Annotated in this window: 14 protein-coding genes; 2 read left to right on the top strand and 12 right to left on the bottom strand. The window is 71.8% G+C overall.

Annotated features, from left to right (window positions below; genetic code table 11):
- Positions 1-352: 352 nt before the first annotated feature.
- The gene (locus tag ACIO9K_RS31940; RefSeq protein WP_363584530.1) at positions 353-1051 is read left to right on the top strand and encodes a hypothetical protein; all 699 of its coding nucleotides are present in this window, start codon (positions 353-355) and stop codon (positions 1049-1051) included.
- 237 nt (positions 1052-1288) lie between these two features.
- Here the strand turns inward: ACIO9K_RS31940 and ACIO9K_RS31945 are convergent, their stop codons facing one another.
- The 3 genes from ACIO9K_RS31945 to ACIO9K_RS31955 all read right to left on the bottom strand — a co-directional run bounded on the left by ACIO9K_RS31945 (position 1289) and on the right by ACIO9K_RS31955 (position 3510).
- A complete protein-coding gene (locus ACIO9K_RS31945; RefSeq protein ID WP_363623226.1) occupies positions 1289-1816 on the bottom strand; it encodes a hypothetical protein in 528 nt (175 codons plus the stop codon).
- 249 nt (positions 1817-2065) lie between these two features.
- Positions 2066-2764, bottom strand: a complete 699-nt coding sequence (locus ACIO9K_RS31950) for a ribonuclease HII (protein WP_363623224.1) — start codon at positions 2762-2764, stop codon at positions 2066-2068.
- 125 nt (positions 2765-2889) lie between these two features.
- Positions 2890-3510, bottom strand: a complete 621-nt coding sequence (locus tag ACIO9K_RS31955; RefSeq protein WP_400335067.1) for a TetR/AcrR family transcriptional regulator — start codon at positions 3508-3510, stop codon at positions 2890-2892.
- Between the two features lie 297 nt (positions 3511-3807).
- Between ACIO9K_RS31955 and ACIO9K_RS31960 the strand changes: the two genes are divergently transcribed.
- Positions 3808-5355, top strand: a complete 1548-nt coding sequence (locus ACIO9K_RS31960) for an MFS transporter (RefSeq protein WP_400335069.1) — start codon at positions 3808-3810, stop codon at positions 5353-5355.
- Positions 5356-5501: 146 nt separating this feature from the next.
- Here ACIO9K_RS31960 and ACIO9K_RS31965 read toward each other — a convergent pair whose 3' ends face one another.
- The 9 genes from ACIO9K_RS31965 to ACIO9K_RS32005 form a co-directional block, all read right to left on the bottom strand.
- On the bottom strand, positions 5502-7106 hold the full coding sequence (locus tag ACIO9K_RS31965; protein WP_400335071.1) for a DUF4153 domain-containing protein: 1605 nt from the start codon (positions 7104-7106) through the stop codon (positions 5502-5504).
- 256 nt (positions 7107-7362) lie between these two features.
- Positions 7363-8310: a carbohydrate ABC transporter permease gene (locus ACIO9K_RS31970; RefSeq protein ID WP_350880131.1), complete on the bottom strand. Its 948-nt coding sequence runs from the start codon at positions 8308-8310 to the stop codon at positions 7363-7365.
- The gene (locus tag ACIO9K_RS31975; protein WP_363623218.1) at positions 8307-9329 is read right to left on the bottom strand and encodes a sugar ABC transporter permease; all 1023 of its coding nucleotides are present in this window, start codon (positions 9327-9329) and stop codon (positions 8307-8309) included. Before ACIO9K_RS31975 ends, ACIO9K_RS31970 begins: the two co-directional genes overlap by 4 nt.
- 209 nt (positions 9330-9538) lie before the next feature.
- Positions 9539-10942, bottom strand: coding sequence for an ABC transporter substrate-binding protein (locus ACIO9K_RS31980; protein WP_400335074.1), 1404 nt, complete (start codon positions 10940-10942; stop codon positions 9539-9541).
- A 253-nt stretch (positions 10943-11195) separates the two neighbouring features.
- The gene (locus tag ACIO9K_RS31985) at positions 11196-11345 is read right to left on the bottom strand and encodes a hypothetical protein (RefSeq protein ID WP_400335075.1); all 150 of its coding nucleotides are present in this window, start codon (positions 11343-11345) and stop codon (positions 11196-11198) included.
- Between the two features lie 16 nt (positions 11346-11361).
- Complete coding sequence (locus ACIO9K_RS31990) at positions 11362-11925, bottom strand: Clp protease N-terminal domain-containing protein (RefSeq protein WP_363584546.1); 564 nt, start codon at positions 11923-11925, stop codon at positions 11362-11364.
- Between the two features lie 3 nt (positions 11926-11928).
- Complete coding sequence (locus ACIO9K_RS31995; protein ID WP_363584548.1) at positions 11929-12165, bottom strand: RNA polymerase subunit sigma-70; 237 nt, start codon at positions 12163-12165, stop codon at positions 11929-11931.
- Between the two features lie 48 nt (positions 12166-12213).
- On the bottom strand, positions 12214-12978 hold the full coding sequence (locus ACIO9K_RS32000; protein WP_363623212.1) for an NAD(P)H-binding protein: 765 nt from the start codon (positions 12976-12978) through the stop codon (positions 12214-12216).
- Positions 12979-13150: 172 nt separating this feature from the next.
- Positions 13151-16036, bottom strand: coding sequence for a vitamin B12-dependent ribonucleotide reductase (locus ACIO9K_RS32005; protein WP_400335077.1), 2886 nt, complete (start codon positions 16034-16036; stop codon positions 13151-13153).
- Positions 16037-16121 lie beyond the last annotated feature (85 nt).

Below are 16121 nucleotides of genomic sequence, written 5' to 3' on the forward strand. Positions count from 1 at the left end.
GCAGCGGGCCGCCACTCCACCCATCACTCGAATGGCCTAACGAAGGGAGAAAGCAGCCCACTCGCGAACACGCGGGACGCCGGAGCGGGGAAAGGAGTGGTCACCGTGCCGACAGCGGTTCACCGGACCCCGCACACGGTCTGGATCAAGGTCCAACGCCGCCCGAACGACGCTCGGAACACGGTGGAACATATCCGGCGGAACGTGGGCTTTCGGGTGGCGTTCATCGTTTCATCGTTGCCGCTCCACCCCGGATACCGCGAGAATTGGCGCGTACCCGAAACCCTGTCCGCTGGACCCGGCCTTCGGCGTACCCACGTACCCGCGTGCCAGTGGGTCAGGAAGGAGGATCGTGATCAACGGTATCGGCCGAGGTCAGCATCCCCTCGCCCGGAGTTCGGCGCCCAGACGGCTGCTGGACCTGGAGACCTGGACCGCCTCGGGGATCCCGTTGCTGCGCGACCCGCGCGAGTTCGTGGTGGAACTGCACCAGCGCCACCTGCCCCAGCCGGGCACGGTCGTGATCGCCGTCCTCAACGCGCTGCACCACGTGTCCGCCTCGGCCTCGTTCACGCCCTGGCCACACGACACCGACGGCTGGCAGCACCGCAACGCCGTGCTCACGCACCTGCGCCAGATCACCCCGCACGACCTGCGGCTGGCCGAACCGACCCGCACGGCCGTGCTGTTGCGCTGCCGCGAGGGCGCACCCGGCTGGACCGAACAGGACGGCGCCTGGATGTGGGCGCTGCGGGACGCGGCCGTCCTGCACGGCCTGCGCTGCGGCTCGTACATCGGGCTCACCCCGGCGGGCTGGCACGTCCTCGGGGACGGCCGGAGCGGACGCGATCCGCACGCGGGCTCGTGGGCGGACGGGGTGGTGCACACCGTCACGGAACTGCCGCCGCGCTCGGCGCTGGACGCCCCGCGCGGCCAGCGCGCCCGGCACCAGGCGGCCGAACGGGCCCAGCACGCCCGGCAGTCCGAGCACCCGTGGCCCCCGGCGCGGGTCGCCGCCGTCCAGCCAGCCCGGCGCACCGGCACCTGCTGACCCCACTGGTCCCGCCGACACCCACGGGCCGTGGCCACGGGCGACGCCACGATCGCAGACGATGCCACGGCCGGAGCCGACCCCAAGGCCCGACAGCCGACACCAGGACCAGGCACGGGCGCGAGACCAGCCACGGGTCGGCCCGCGCCCCGGACCGTACGCCCTCGCCGCCACCGGGGCACGACGGACCCGGGCCCGGCACCGTACGGCGCCGGGCCCGGGGTGGCTCCGTCGTGGTCAGGCGCCGATCGAACGGCCGGGCGCGGTTCCGGCCGCCCCGGTGGCGACCGGGCCGGCGTCACCGCAGACCACGAGCAGCGCGGTCGTGTGGCCGAGCGCCTTGGCGTGGGCCTCGGCGGCCCGGACGGCCGTTCCCCCGTTGACCACCAGGACGACCACCTCCCGGCGCACCGGACGGGTCAGCGCGACGTCCGCGTAGAACACGTCCCCGCCCTCGGCGAGCTGCGCCCAGTAGCGCTCCTCACCGAAGGAGAGTTCGTGCTGCTGCCACGGGTGCGCCTCGCCGACCGTCAGCACCAGGATGGCGCCCGGGTCGCGGCCGGCGTCCAGCAGTCGGTCGACCGCGGCGTCCGCGCGTTCCAGCGCCCGCGCCGGGGTGGCGGCGACGCGCTGGATCTCGACCTGCGGTTCGGCGCCGCCCGAACGGCGCTGCGCCGGAGAGGGCTTGGGGATCAGTCGCGGCGGACCGGAGCGGTCGGCGCGCGGGGGTGCCGGGCGCGGCGGTGCCGGACGGGGGCCGGGCACCGGAACGGCGGCGACGGTGGTGGGTGCGGTGGAAGAAGCGCCGCCGTTGGCAGGCGCGCGGAGGGCTTGTGCGTCCGACTCTCGGGGGAAGGGAACGCCGGGGCCCGGGAGGCTCTCGTGAATCTCCGACTCCTCGGGGAAGACAGGCATACCCGGATATCTATCAAATGCCGCTCGAACACGCACGCGCACCCCACCCATCGGGCACCGCACACCCACCGCCCCACCCAGGCAATTCCAGACGGACCGTCAGAAACCGAGCGTCAACTGTTCGTCGGCGGAGCCTTCGACCGCACCCGCGACGTCCCGGACGCGCTTCAGGTGCCGCCACTTCGGCAGCGCGTCCAGGTATGCCCAGGAGAGCCGGTGATGCCCGGTGGGGCCGAACTCCTCCAGCGCGGCGCGGTGCACCGGGGACGGGTAGCCGGCGTTGTCCGCGAAGCCGTATTCCGGGCATTCCTCGCCGAGTTCGGCCATCAGCCCGTCGCGGTGGACCTTGGCGAGCACCGAGGCGGCGGAGACGCAGATGCAGGACTGGTCACCCTTGATCACCGTACGCACCCGCCAGGGGCCGCCCAGGTAGTCGTGCTTGCCGTCCAGGATCACCGCGTCGGGCTCGACCGGCAGCGCCTCCAGCGCGCGGACGGCGGCCAGCCGCAGCGCCGCCGTCATGCCGAGTTCGTCGCACTCCTGCGGCGAGGCATGGCCGAGCGCGTAGGCGGTGACCCAGTCGGCGAGGACCGGGGCGAGCGCGCGGCGGCGCAGTTCGGTGAGCAGCTTGGAGTCGGTCAGCCCCTCCGGGGCCCTGCGCAGGCCGGTGACGGCCGCGCCCACGGTGACCGGGCCGGCCCAGGCGCCGCGCCCGACCTCGTCCAGGCCGACGACGATCTTGGCGCCGGCCCGGCGGAGCGAGCGCTCGACGGAGTGCGTCGGCGGGACGATGGGCATCGCGAGTTCCGTTCGGCGGAGGGGCAGCCCGTTCAGCTGGGCAGCATCCAGCCTAAGCCCCGCCGCTCAGCCGCCCGGGCCGGCCGCCGGCAGCCCCGCCCGCGGAGCCGCAGCAGCGGCCGCACTCAGGCGCGGATCAGCGGGTACAGCACCTCGTCCAGCAGCCGGGCCCCGAAGTCCGGCCCCGTGTTCTCCCGGCCGCAGATCTTCACCTGGTAGAGCAGCATCGCCGGGACGACGTCCGCGACCAGCGCGGTGGCCGCGCCGGGCCGGACGTCGCCGCGGTCGGCGCCGCGGCGCAGGATCGCCAGGATGGTCTCCTTGGTCGGCTCGATCACCCGCTGGCCGATGAAGTCCTTGAACACCTCGGCCCGTTCATGGTCGATCTCACCCATCAGCGTCTGGATCGCGGCGCCCGTCGGGGAGTTCATCGCGCCCATGAACACCTCGATGAGCTGCCGCAATTCGAGATCCGCGGACCCGAGGTCGGGGGTGTCGTAGGGGCGTGGGAGAGTGGCGTCCAGGGCGTCGATGACCAGTTCGTCCTTGGACGCCCAGCGCCGGTAGAGCGCGGCCTTCCCGGTCCGCGCCGCGCCGGCGACGCCTTCCATCGTCAGCCGCGCGTATCCGCCGGAGGTGAGCTGGTCGATCGTGGCCTCGAAGATCGCGTTCTCCAACTCCTTCCCGCGGCGCCGCACCGGCCGTGTGAGGGCCTCGCGGGCGATCCGCACCGGGCAGTGAGCCACCGGCTCGGGCGTCGCCCCCGGTCCCGCCACGGGTGACGGGGGCGCGTCCGCCGCCTCAAGCGGTCGGGCGCCCGCCCGACCGGTCGCCCGGTCCGCCGTCAGGCGCCGCACCAACCGATCCATCGCCACCATCCTTAGGGAACGCTTGCGTTCACAATCAGGCCCAGGATATCGTCCGCATTAGTGAACGATCCCGTTCCTCCCTAGCCCGCGCCAGACCGTGGGCTCACGCCGGACCAGTCGGTCCGCGGCGTACGAAGCACGCAGCCAGGCACATAGCCAGCAGGGGGCACAATCGTGGCTATCTCCGACACGATCAGCAAGAACTCACCACCAAAGAGCAGTCAGGGCCGGGGCAAGGGCATCACCCTGACCGTCATCGCGGCCACGCAGTTGATGGTGGTGCTCGACGCCACCATCGTGAACATCGCGTTGCCGCAGATCAGGGACGCACTGAACTTCTCGACCACCAACCTGTCGTGGGTCATCAACGCCTACACGCTGACCTTCGGCGGGCTGCTGCTGCTCGGCGGGCGCGCGGGCGACATCCTCGGCCGCCGCCGGGTGTTCATCTTCGGGACCCTGCTGTTCGGCTTCGCCTCCCTGCTGGGCGGATTCGCCCAGGACGGGGGGATGCTGCTGGCCGCCCGCGCGCTCCAGGGCATCGGCGGCGCGATCTGCTCACCGACGGCATTCGCCCTGATCGCCACCAACTTCGAGGAAGGGCCGGAACGCAACAAGGCGTTCGGCGTCTTCTCGGCGGTGGCCGGGTCCGGTGCCGCGATCGGCCTGCTGGCCGGCGGTCTGCTCACCGAGTACCTGGACTGGCGCTGGGTCTTCTTCGTCAACGTGCCGATCGCCGCGCTGATCGCGCTCGCCGCACCGCGCTACATCGCCGAGTCCGAGCGCCACGCGGGCCGCTTCGACCTGCCGGGCGCACTCACCTCGACGCTCGGCCTGGTCGGCCTGGTCTACGGGTTCATCCGGGCCGCCTCGGACGGCTGGTCGGACAGCATCACGCTCGGTTCCTTCGCGGGCGGTGTGCTGCTGCTCGCCGCGTTCGTCGTGATCGAGAACCGCACCGACCAGCCGATCACCCCGCTGCACCTGCTCGCCAACCGCAACCGCACCGGCGGCCTGGTGATGATGCTCTGCCTGGCCGCGGCCATGTTCGGCATCTTCTTCTACATCACGCTCTTCGTGCAGGGCCCGCTCGGCTACAGCCCGCTGAAGGCCGGCGTGTCCTTCCTCCCGATCAGCGTGTCGATCATCATCGCCGCGCAGCTCGCCTCCAGCCTCCAGGCCAAGTACGGCCCGAAGCCGTTCATGGCGGGCGGCGCCCTGCTGGTCACCGTCGGCCTCACCTGGCTGACCCAGATGAGCAAGGACAGCGGCTACCTGGACGGGGTGCTCGGCCCCACGGTCATCTTCGGCTTCGGCATGGGCCTGATCTTCGTCCCGGTGATGCTGCTCGCGGTCGCGGGCGTCCCCGGCCAGGAGACCGGTGCCGCATCCGGCCTGCTGAACTCCATGCAGCAGATCGGCGGTTCGCTCGGCCTGTCGATCCTGACCACGGTCTTCGCGCACTACGCCACCGCCGAGGGCAAGCTCCAGCAGCCGAAGTTCCTCCAGTCGGCCACTCCGGACCAGCTGGCCTACCTCCAGCAGCACCACGAGTTCCCGAAGGGCACCGACGCCGCCAACTCGGTCCTCACCCAGGGGATTTCGCACGGCTTCATCGTGGGCGCCGTGCTCGCCGGGCTGGCGCTGGTGGTCTCGGTCTTCGTGATCAAGGCCAAGGCCAGCGACCTGCCGAGCGGGGCCTCCGGCGTCGCGATGCACTGAGCCCGACCAGGGAGGGCACACCGCACCACACCGGGCCGGCCGGGAGCAGCACGCTCCCGGCCGGCCCGGCCGCGTTTCCCAGCCGCGTTTCCCCTCCTCACACCAGCCCCGCCCCAAACGCACGCCCCCCGAGACAGGCGCAGGCGTCAGGGCCAGAGGTCCTGGTACCTCATCCCGGCCCGCTCGCAGGAGGTGCGCCCCTCCTCCAACTGGTCCACCAGCGGCCGTTGCGCCAGGATCTCCCGGGCCCGGGCGGCGGAGGCGCTGGTCGCGTACCAGGGCTGCCCGGGGCGGTTCTCCAGCCCGGCGCGGATCAGCTGCAGCGCGCAGGTCCGCTGGGCGGCGGGGAGCCGGTCCAGGGCGGGGGCGGCGTCCGGCGAGAGGTCGCGGACGTTGCGCAGGTCGATCCGGGAGGTCCGCTCGAAGCGGGCGACGTTCTGCTCGGCGATGATCGCGTCCGGGCCCATCAGCCCGTACACCGCCGCCGTGAGCATGCCGCTGAGGACGACGACGCGGGGCAGCCAGCCCGCCGAGCGGGTCAGCCCGGCGGTGATCAGCAGCAGCAGGACGACGCCGAGCCAGCCCTCGACCACCAGCACCCAGAGCCGCAGCCTGGTCAGCCCGGAGGCGTCGACGTAGAACCACATCCGGCCGAGCGCCGAGGCGACCACGACCAGGGCGAGCACGCAGAGCGCGCCGAGCAGGATCCGCGCCACCCGGCGGTCGGCGGGCGTGCTGCGCGGGGCCCAGCGCTTGGCGACCGCCACCACGACCAGGGTGAGTGCGGTGATCACGCTCAGCTGCCAGAAGCCCTGCCGGGCGTACTCGGAGCGGCTCATCCCGGTGTTGCGCAGGACGGCGTCGGCGCCACCGAGCACCACCAGGGCCTGGATCACCGCGAAGGCGCCGAACATCAGGTTGAGCGCGACCAGCGGCAGCGCCCACTCCAGCCGGCGGCGGGCCCGGCCCGGCCGGACGACCGTACGGTCCCAGCGGCGCGGCCCGGCCGCGATGTGGGCGAAGCCCAGGGCGGTGAACGCCCCCAGTGCGAACAGCACCGCGCGCAGCGGGAGCCCGCCGAGGTCGAGGCTGGGGCTGAGGCTGCCCAGCAGGTCCGCCATGGCGGCGTCCGCACCGGCGAACAGCAGGCCGAAGACGGTCAGCAGGACGGCGGCGACCGCGAGCGCCTTGAGCACCGGGACGATCCGGCCCCGGTGGGGCAGGCTCCGGCCGCGCAGCCCGTCCCTCAGCCAGAGCGCGCCGGGCGGCAGCTGCCAGAGGACGGCGGGCAGGGGGAGCAGGACGCCCGCCCAGCGGCGGCCGCCGTGCAGCGCGAGCGAGGCCAGGCCGAGCGCGCACCCGATGGACAGCGTCACCGGCCAGCCCGCCTCCCAGAGCGCCGGGACGGCGAGCAGGGCGACGGCGAGCAGGCTCCACACCACCGTCCAGGGCCGGATCCGGCGGCCCGCCGACCGGGCGGCGAGACCGGCCGCGGCAGCGGTGGCCCCGGCGCAGATCAGCAGGTTGACGCCCACGCCGTCGAACAGCAGCCAGGCCGTCAGCAGGCCGGTGAGCAGCGCCAGGAGGAGGACCCGGGGCGTGGCGGCCGCCCTGCGTTCGGGGTCGCTCGGGCGCAGCCACCCGTGGTGCGGCGGCACGGTCACGCCGGACCCCCAATGGGGGCCGGGCGGCGTCGCGGGTCCGGGCTCGGGCCGCAGGTCGGCCGGGGCGGGCGTGGACGGGCCGGACATGAGTCCCCCTCGGTGGTCGGCGGGCATGCGGAAGCCGCCCTTGGGGCAGTCCGCCGTCGGGCGCGCTCGGCGCCGCGGCTGCAGCCGACTGTAGACCATTCTGAACAGGTTCAAAACTTAGTTCTGAACAAGTTCAGAACTCTCGGCCCGCCTTCCCGCCACCGCCCCCCAGCCCTCCCCCAGCCCTCCCGCGCCTCTCCCGCAGCCTCCCCCCGCCTTCCCGCACCCCCCCGGTGGCCCATCCACCACCCCTCCGCTACCCCTTCACCGACCCGGCCAGCAAGCCCCGGACGAAGTACCGCTGCAAGCTGAAGAAGACGATCAGCGGGACGATGATCGACAGGAACGCCCCGGCCGTCAGCAGCTCCCACCGCCCGCCGAAGGACCCGGACAGCTGCGCCAGCCGGACCGTCATCGGCGCCACCTCCGGCGTGCCGCCCGCGAAGGTCAGCGCGACCAGCAGGTCGTTCCAGACCCACAGGAACTGGAAGATCGCGAACGAGGCCAGCGCCGGGGTGCACAGCGGCAGCACGATCGAACGGAAGATCTTGAAGTGCGAGGCCCCGTCCACCACCGCCGCCTCCATCAGGTCCCGCGGCAGCTGGGCGATGAAGTTGTGCAGCAGGAACACCGCCAGCGGCAGCGCGAACATGGTGTGCGCCAGCCACACCGGCGCGTAGCTGCCCTTCAGGTCCACCGCCGGGATCAACGTCAGCGACCCCAGGTGCGCGCCGCCGGAGAAGAGCCGCAGCAGCGGGATCAGCGCCATCTGGATCGGCACCACCTGGAGCGCGAACACCCCGAAGAACACCGTGTCGCTCCCCCGGAACCGCACCCAGGCCAGCCCGTACGCCGCCATCGCCGCCAGCACCAGCGGGAACAGGGTGGCCGGGACGCTGATCGCCAGCGAGTTCACCAGGAACGGCATCAGCCCGGTGGAGACGCCGGAGCCGCCCTCGAACAGCACCGTGTGGTAGTTGCCCAGGCCCAGGTCCGGGTGGAGGAAGGCGTTCCACCAGCCGTTCGCCGTCACGTCCTGCTTGGGGCGCAGCGAGGTCACCAGCAGGCCCACCGTCGGGATCGTCCACAGGACGGTCACCGCGATCACGAAGACCGAGGCCAGCGGGCTGCTGAAGGCCTTCCGGACCGGGCTGCCGTGCGGCGCGCTCATCGCGCGGGCCGGCCTGTCGTGCGGTGCGCTCATCGGACCCCACGCTCCTTCCGCAGCTGGACGATGTTGTAGGCCACCAACGGCAGCACCGCGAGGAAGAGGATCACCGCGAGGGCACTGCCCCGCCCGGTGTCGAACTGCACGAAGGACTGCGAGTACATCTCGTTGGCCAGCACCTGGGTGCCGAAGTTGCCGCCGGTCATGGTGCGGACGATGTCGAAGGCCTTCAGCGTGATGATCATGATGGTGGTCAGCACCACCACCACCGTGGTGCGGATCATCGGCACCGTGACGTACCAGAACAGCCGCACCCCCTGCGCGCCGTCCAGCCGGGCCGCCTCGGTGACCTCGTCGGGGATCGCCTTGATCGCCGCCGACAGCACCACCAGCGCGAAGCCCGTCTGCACCCAGACCATCACCGCCATCAGCAGGAAGGTGTTCAGCGGCTGCGAGAGCATCCAGTTCGGCGGGTCGTCCCAGCCCACCGCGATGGCGAGTTGGCTCAGCAGGCCGATCTGCGACTGGCCCGGCCCGCGCGACTCGTAGACGAACTTGAAGATGATCGAGGCGCCGACCAGCGAGATCGCCATCGGCATGAAGATCAGCGACTTGTACACCGCCTGGCCGCGCATCCGGTCCACCAGCAGCGCCAGCACCAGGCCCAGGCCGGTCGCCGCCAACGGCGCGACCACCAGCCAGAGCAGCGTGTTGACCAGCACCTTCTGCACCGAGTCGGTGGTGAACGCCCAGCCGAAGTTCTCGCCGCCGACGAACCCGCTGCCGTCGGCGTTCTGCAGGCTCAGATAGACCGTGCGGATCAGCGGCACGACCAGGCCCACCAGCAGCAGCACCGCGGCCGGGCCGAGGAACACCACCACCGACAGCGGGCGGGAGAGTCGGCCGCGGGCCCGGCCCGCGGCGAAGAAGACCAGCAGCAGGATGCCGAGGAAGCCCGCGACGGCGCCGAGGCTGTTGCCGAACTTGACCGCCGCGTCGCCCCAGGAGCCGGTGGCGAGCGCGGTGACCGGTGAAGGGGTTCCGGGTACGGACATGACGGTGCGTCCCTCCTGTTCTGGTGGGAAGGGGCGGGCGGTGCGGGTGGGTGGCCCCGCACCGCCCTCGACAGGTGGTCCTGAACGGCGCCCGGCCGGGGCCGGCACGAGTCCGGCTCGGCGCCCACCACGGCCAGGCGCCCACTGCGGCCGAGTACCCACCACGGCCAGGCGCCCACTGGGGGCGTGCGCCTCGTACGGGCGGGCGGCTACTGCGGCCAGGCGGCGTCGATGTCGGCGGCGGTCTTCTGGATCGACTGCCCCTCGGCGAACCAGGCGGTCAGCGACTTCCACTCCTGCCCGGAACCGATGGCGGCCGGCATCAGGTCGGAGCCGTCGAAGCGGAAGGTCGCCGCCGGGTCGGTCAGCGCGTCCGCCGACAGCCGGTCGATCGGGTCGGTGTACAGGCTCTTGTCCACGCCCTGGTTGGCCGAGACCCAGCCCGTCGCGGTCTTCACCCGGCTGCTCGCCCAGTCCGAGCTGGACAGGTAGTTCTGCACCGCCTGCACCTCGGGCCGGCCGGAGAAGGCGGCCAGGAACTCGCCGCCGCCCTCGACCGGGTTGGGGATCGCCGGGTTCACCGCGGGCAGGTGGAAGGCGAACACGTCGCCGTCCGGGCCGACCTTGGTGCCCTTGGGCCACTGCGCCTCGTAGAACGACGCCTGCTGGAGCATGGCGCACTTGCCGGTGAGGACCGGCGCGCCCGCGTCCTGGAAGGTGGTGGTGGCGATCGACTTGACGTCGCCGTAACCGCCGTTGACCCAGGCCGGGTTCTGCATCCAGCCGGCGACGGTCTTCATCGCCGTGGTGATCTTCTCGTCGGAGAACTTCACCTGGTGGCCGACCCACTGGTCGTACACGTCACCGCCGTACGTGCCGAGCACCACCTCCTCCAGCCAGTCGGTGGCCGGCCAGCCGGTGGCCGTGCCCGAGGCGATGCCGCCGCACCAGGGCTTGGCGCCACCGGACTTGGCGATCCGGTCGCTGAGCGCCATCAGGTCCGCCCAGGTCTTCGGCACCTCGTAGCCGCCCGCCTTGAAGGCCTTCGGCGAGTACCAGACCAGCGACTTCATGTTGGCGCTCATCGGTGCCGCGTAGAAGGTGCCGTTGACCGAGCCGTAGGTCTTCCAGATCGGACTCCACCGGTCCTCGTTGGTGACCGTCTGGGCGGGCGGCTTGACCACCTTGCCGCTCTTCACCATCTGCGCCAGCAGGCCCGGCTGCGGGATGATCGCGAAGTCCGGGGCGTTGCCGCCGGCCACCCGGACCGGCAGCTGGGACTCGAAGTCGTTCGAGCCCTCGTAACTGATCCTGATGCCGGTGCACTTGGCGAACTCGGCCCAGGACTTCTCCAGGTTGTCCGACTCCGGGCTGAGGATCGAGGCGAACATCGTCACCGTGGTTCCCGAATGCCCGGCGTACGGCTGGTACTTGGCACAGTCGCCGGACAGCGACGGGACCGCCGCGTCACCCCCGCCGCCCGAACCGCCTGAGCTGTTGGAACAGGCCGCGGTCAGGGCCAGCGCCGCGAGCAGGGCGGGTACGACGGCCAAGCGGCGGCCGGAACCGCGATGACCGGAACTCCTGGACGGCGCGGTCGGGTTGAGGGTCAATGCGGTCCTCCTCGCCAGGGCGTGCTGCCGACGGTGGGCTGAACAACATCGCGCTGTACCGGAGACGGGCGTGCAGAGATCGCGAGCAGGCGACGGACGAACCGATCCGATGACGTTAACGCAGCCGCCAGCCGCCGCCAAGGTCCACGTCGACCTTCATCCGTCGACACCCCGGCCGGGAGCTCCGCCCCCGCCCGACAGCACGACGGCCCCGCCCGGAAACCCGGACGGGGCCACGCGTCTTGACCGACTGTCAGTGCGGCCGGACCGGCAGCACCTCGATCGCCGCAGTGGCGATCACCTCGGCGGCCTCCTGGGCCGGGAAGGGGCAGCCGTGCTCGCCGTACGGGTAGCTCAGGCGCGCCCGGTCGCCCCCGGCCGGGCGGCCGTCCGGCCGGCGCACCGCCGAACCCGCCGGTTCACGCCAGCACCCCCTCGACAGCCCGCCGGACGGCCTGCGGATCCAGTCCGTGATCGACGATCACCCGGGCGCCGAACCCGTCCCCCTCCCGGAGGACCCCCAGCAGCAGGTGCCCGACCGCGATCTGACCGGACTTGAGCCGCAGCGATTCGCGCAGCGACAGCTCCAGCGCCTTCTTCGCCCGGGCACTGAACGGACTCCGGCCCGCCCTCGAATCCAACCTGAACCAGCCCCGCCGCTTCGGCTCCTCCTCGGCCGGCGCGTCCAGCGCGCCCTCACCGAACGCCGATTCGACCGCGGCCCGGACGGCGTCCAGGTCCACTCCGATCGAGGCCAGCGCCTGCGTGTCGTCCCCCGGCCCGAGCAGCCGGACCACTGCCCGCCGGGCGGCCCCGTGGTCCAGCCCCAGCCCGATCAGGACGCCGGCGGCCGGGTCGTCCGGCCGGGCCAGGATCGCCAGCAGCAGGTGCTCCGTCCCGATGCGGTCGTGCCGCAGCTCCCCGGCCTCCTGCTGGGCCGCAGCCACCACCTGCCGCGCCGGGTCGGTGAAACGCTCGAACATCGTTCAGCCTCCGTCCTGGTCCTTGCCGGGCCCGCGCCGGGCGTACTTCTTGTGCACCGCCTGCCTGGTGACCCCGAGGCAAACCGCGATGTCCTGCCAGGACCAGCCCCGCGACCGGGCGTTGCCCACCTGCAGGCCTTCCAGGCGGTCCGCCAGGTCGCGCAGTGCGCGGACCGCCCGGAGCCCGACCGCGGGGTCACGGCTGCTCGCCGCGGCCGCGAGTTCTCCGCTCTCACTCATGCTGTCAACTGTGGTTGACAGTTGCGGCGATGTCAACCCTGGTTGACATCAGCGGTCGCCGAACCGCCCCGCCAGCACCTCCTCGAAGGTCCCCCGGCCCACCTTCCGCTCCGGGGTGAGGTTCCCGCCCGCCCGCAGCGCCCGCCCCGAGGCCCCCGGCACCCTCACCGGCAGCAGCACCCGACGCCGACCCGACGCCCGCAGGTAGGCCTCGGCCAGCTCCCGGTACGGCCGCACCCGCGGCCCGCCGACCTCCGGCGCGTACCCGGTCGGCCCCTCCCCCACCAGCTCCGCCACCCGCGCGGCCACCTCCCGCACGTCCACCGGCTGGACCCACGCCCCGCCCGGCACCGGGAACACCGGCAGCCGCGCCGACACGTCGAAGATCCTCAGCAGCAGGTCGTGGAACTGCGTCGCCCGCAGCACCGTCCACCCCAGCCCCGACTCCCGCACCACCCGCTCACAGGCGAGCTTCGCCCGGTAGTACGGGATCGGCACCCGGTCGACCCCGACGATCGACACGTACAGCAGGTGCCGCGTCCCCGCCCTCCCGGCCTCCGCCACCAGCGTCCGGACCGCGGCCACGTCCTTCCGCCCCACCGTGGTCGCGCAGTCCACCACCACCTCGACCCCCGCCACCGCCCCGGCGACCCCCTCCCCGGTCACCAGGTCCCCGACCACCCACTCGACCCCCGCGCCCCCGCTCCGCACCCGCCGGCTCAACCCCCGCACCGCCACCCCGCGCGCGACCAGCAGCCGCACCACCTCCCGTCCCAGAACCCCCGTCGCCCCGGTCACCAGCACCGTCGCCATCACCACACCACTCCTCCCGCCGAACGCCGTCACCCCTACCGACCGCCCACCGCCCCCATCCGTGACATCGGCGTCCGCGAAGTGCCCGGACAACGAGAAGAGGCGGGGCGAGGACGTGAAGTCCTCGCCCCGCCTCAGCGGTGGCTCACCCGCGCGGGGTCAGTACCGGCGGTCAGCTGCAGCCGCTGGTGGAGCCGCAGCCCTCGCAGAGGTAGCAGCTGCCGGCGCGGCGCATCTTGGTGCCGCAGGAGAAGCAGAGCGGGGCGTCGGCGTTGAGGCCGAGCTGGATCTCGATCAGCTCCGTGGAGTTGTGGGCCTGCGCCGGGGAGGCCTTGGGGGCCTTGGGCGCCTCGACGGCGGGGGCCGGCGTGGCGACCACCGGCGCCGACTGGGCGAGCGACTCGGTGTCGAGCTCCTCGGCCTCCAGCGGCTCGTAGGAGCCCGTGTCCAGGTGGCGCTGGCGCTCCTCGACGGAGTGGATGCCGAGCGCCGAACGGGTCTCGAACGGCAGGAAGTCGAGCGCCAGGCGGCGGAAGATGTAGTCGACGATCGACTGCGCCATCCGCACGTCCGGGTCGTCGGTCAGACCGGCCGGCTCGAAGCGCATGTTGGTGAACTTCGAGACGTAGGTCTCCAGCGGCACGCCGTACTGCAGGCCGACCGAGACGGCGATGGAGAAGGCGTCCATCATGCCCGCGAGGGTCGAGCCCTGCTTGGACATCTTGAGGAAGACCTCGCCGAGGCCGTCGTCCGGGTAGGAGTTGGCGGTCATGTAGCCCTCGGCGCCACCGACCGTGAAGGAGGTGGTGATGCCCGGGCGGCCCTTGGGCAGGCGCTTGCGGACCGGGCGGTACTCGACGACCTTCTCGACCGCGGCGGCCGGGGCGGCCACCTCGAGCTTGGGCTCGGAGTCCTTCTTCTTCGCCGAGAGCGGCTGGCCGACCTTGCAGTTGTCGCGGTAGATGGCGAGCGCCTTGACGCCCATCTTCCACGCCTCGAAGTAGATCTCCTCGATCTCCTCGACGGTGGCGGACTCGGGCATGTTCACGGTCTTGGAGATCGCGCCGGAGATCCACGGCTGGATCGCGGCCATCATCCGGACGTGGCCCATGGCCGAGATGACCCGCTCGCCCATCGCGCAGTCGAAGACCTCGTAGTGCTCGGTCTTGAGGCCCGGGGCGTCCACCACGTTGCCGTGCTCGGCGATGTGGGCGACGACCGCCTCGATCTGCTCGTCCTGGTAGCCGAGGCGCTTGAGGGCGCGCGGCACGGTGCCGTTGACGATCTGCATCGAGCCGCCGCCGACGAGCTTCTTGAACTTGACGAGCGCCAGGTCCGGCTCGACGCCGGTGGTGTCGCAGTCCATCATCAGGCCGATGGTGCCGGTGGGGGCGAGCACCGAGGCCTGGGCGTTGCGGAAACCGTTCTGCGCGCCGATCCGCAGGACGTCCTGCCAGGTGTCGTTGGCCACGGCCCAGACCGGGGCGTCCAGGTCGTCGAGCGAGACGGCGGCGAGCGAGGCGTCCGCGTGCTGCTTCATGACCAGCTGGTGCGGGGCGGCGTTGCGGGCGTAGCCGTCGTACGGGCCGACGACGCCGGCGAGTTCGGCGCCGCGGCGGTAGGCGGTGCCGGTCATCAGCGAGGTGATGGCGCCGGCCAGGGCGCGGCCGCCCTCGCTGTCGTAGGCGTGGCCGGTGGCCATCAGCAGGGCGCCGAGGTTGGCGTAACCGATGCCGAGCTGGCGGTAGGCGCGGGTGGTCTCGCCGATCTTCTCGGTGGGGAAGTCGGCGAAGCAGATGGAGATGTCCATCGCGGTGATGACCAGCTCGACGACCTTGGCGAAGGTCTCCGCGTCGAAGGAGTCGTCATCGCGCAGGAACTTCATCAGGTTCAGCGAGGCGAGGTTGCAGCTGGAGTTGTCCAGGTGCATGTACTCGGAGCAGGGGTTGGACGCGTTGATGCGGCCGGACTCCGGGCAGGTGTGCCAGTGGTTGATGGTGGAGTCGTACTGGATTCCGGGGTCGGCGCAGGCCCAGGCGGCCTCGGCCATCTTGCGGAACAGCTTCTTGGCGTCGACGGTCTCGATGACCTCGCCGGTCATCCGGGCGCGCAGGCCGAATTCGGTGCCGTTCTCGACGGCGGTCATGAATTCGTCGGAGACGCGGACGGAGTTGTTGGCGTTCTGGTACTGGACGGAGGTGATGTCGTCGCCGCCGAGGTCCATGTCGAAGCCGGCGTCGCGCAGGGCGCGGATCTTCTCCTCCTCCTTCACCTTGGTCTCGATGAAGGCCTCGACGTCGGGGTGGTCGACGTCGAGCACGACCATCTTCGCCGCGCGGCGGGTGGCGCCACCGGACTTGATGGTGCCGGCGGAGGCGTCGGCGCCGCGCATGAAGGAGACCGGGCCGGAGGCGTTGCCGCCGGAGGACAGCAGTTCCTTCGAGGAGCGGATGCGGGAGAGGTTGAGGCCGGCGCCGGAGCCGCCCTTGAAGATCATGCCCTCTTCCTTGTACCAGTCGAGGATCGACTCCATGGAGTCGTCGACGGACAGGATGAAGCAGGCGCTGACCTGCTGGGGCTGCTTGGTGCCGACGTTGAACCAGACCGGCGAGTTGAAGCTGAACACCTGGTGGAGGAGGGCGTGCGTCAGCTCGTGCTCGAAGATCTCGGCGTCGTCCTTGGTGGCGAAGTAGCCGTGCTTCTCGCCGGCGGCGCGGTAGGTGAGCACCACGCGGTCGATGATCTGCTTGAGGCTCCACTCGCGCTGGGGAGTGCCGACGGCGCCGCGGAAGTACTTGGACGTGACGATGTTGACGGCGTTGACCGACCAGAAGTCGGGGAACTCGACGCCGCGCTGCTCGAAGTTGACGGACCCGTCGCGCCAGTTGGTCATGACGACGTCGCGGCGCTCCCAGCGCACCTCGTCGTACGGGTGCACGCCAGGAGTGGTGTAGATGCGCCCGATCCGCAGACCGCCCTTGGGGGCCTTGCCGCCGCCCTTGGCCGTGGTCTTGTCGGACTTCGACCCGCGTGCGGAACCGCTCGTGGTGTCTGTCACTTCTTCCTCCTCCTGGGCAAACGCCCGAGGTGCCCCGAAAAGTCCGGGCACCGCTGGTTCGTTCTTCCGGTGTGCGGGCAGGCGG

The sequence above is a fragment of the Kitasatospora sp. NPDC087271 genome, assembly GCF_044744605.1.
In the GTDB taxonomy this organism is placed as follows: Bacteria; Actinomycetota; Actinomycetes; order Streptomycetales; family Streptomycetaceae; genus Kitasatospora.

Excerpts from the sequence above, each read along its gene's own strand:
- ACIO9K_RS31995 (WP_363584548.1), bottom strand. The coding sequence starts at position 12,165 with ATGAGTGAGAGCGGAGAACTCGCGGCCGCGGCGAGCAGCCGTGACCCC.
- ACIO9K_RS31970 (WP_350880131.1), bottom strand. The coding sequence starts at position 8,310 with ATGAGCGCACCGCACGACAGGCCGGCCCGCGCGATGAGCGCGCCGCAC.
- ACIO9K_RS31975 (WP_363623218.1), bottom strand. The coding sequence starts at position 9,329 with ATGTCCGTACCCGGAACCCCTTCACCGGTCACCGCGCTCGCCACCGGC.
- ACIO9K_RS31950 (WP_363623224.1), bottom strand. The coding sequence starts at position 2,764 with ATGCCCATCGTCCCGCCGACGCACTCCGTCGAGCGCTCGCTCCGCCGG.
- ACIO9K_RS32000 (WP_363623212.1), bottom strand. The coding sequence starts at position 12,978 with ATGGCGACGGTGCTGGTGACCGGGGCGACGGGGGTTCTGGGACGGGAG.
- ACIO9K_RS31965 (WP_400335071.1), bottom strand. The coding sequence starts at position 7,106 with ATGTCCGGCCCGTCCACGCCCGCCCCGGCCGACCTGCGGCCCGAGCCC.
- ACIO9K_RS31990 (WP_363584546.1), bottom strand. The coding sequence starts at position 11,925 with ATGTTCGAGCGTTTCACCGACCCGGCGCGGCAGGTGGTGGCTGCGGCC.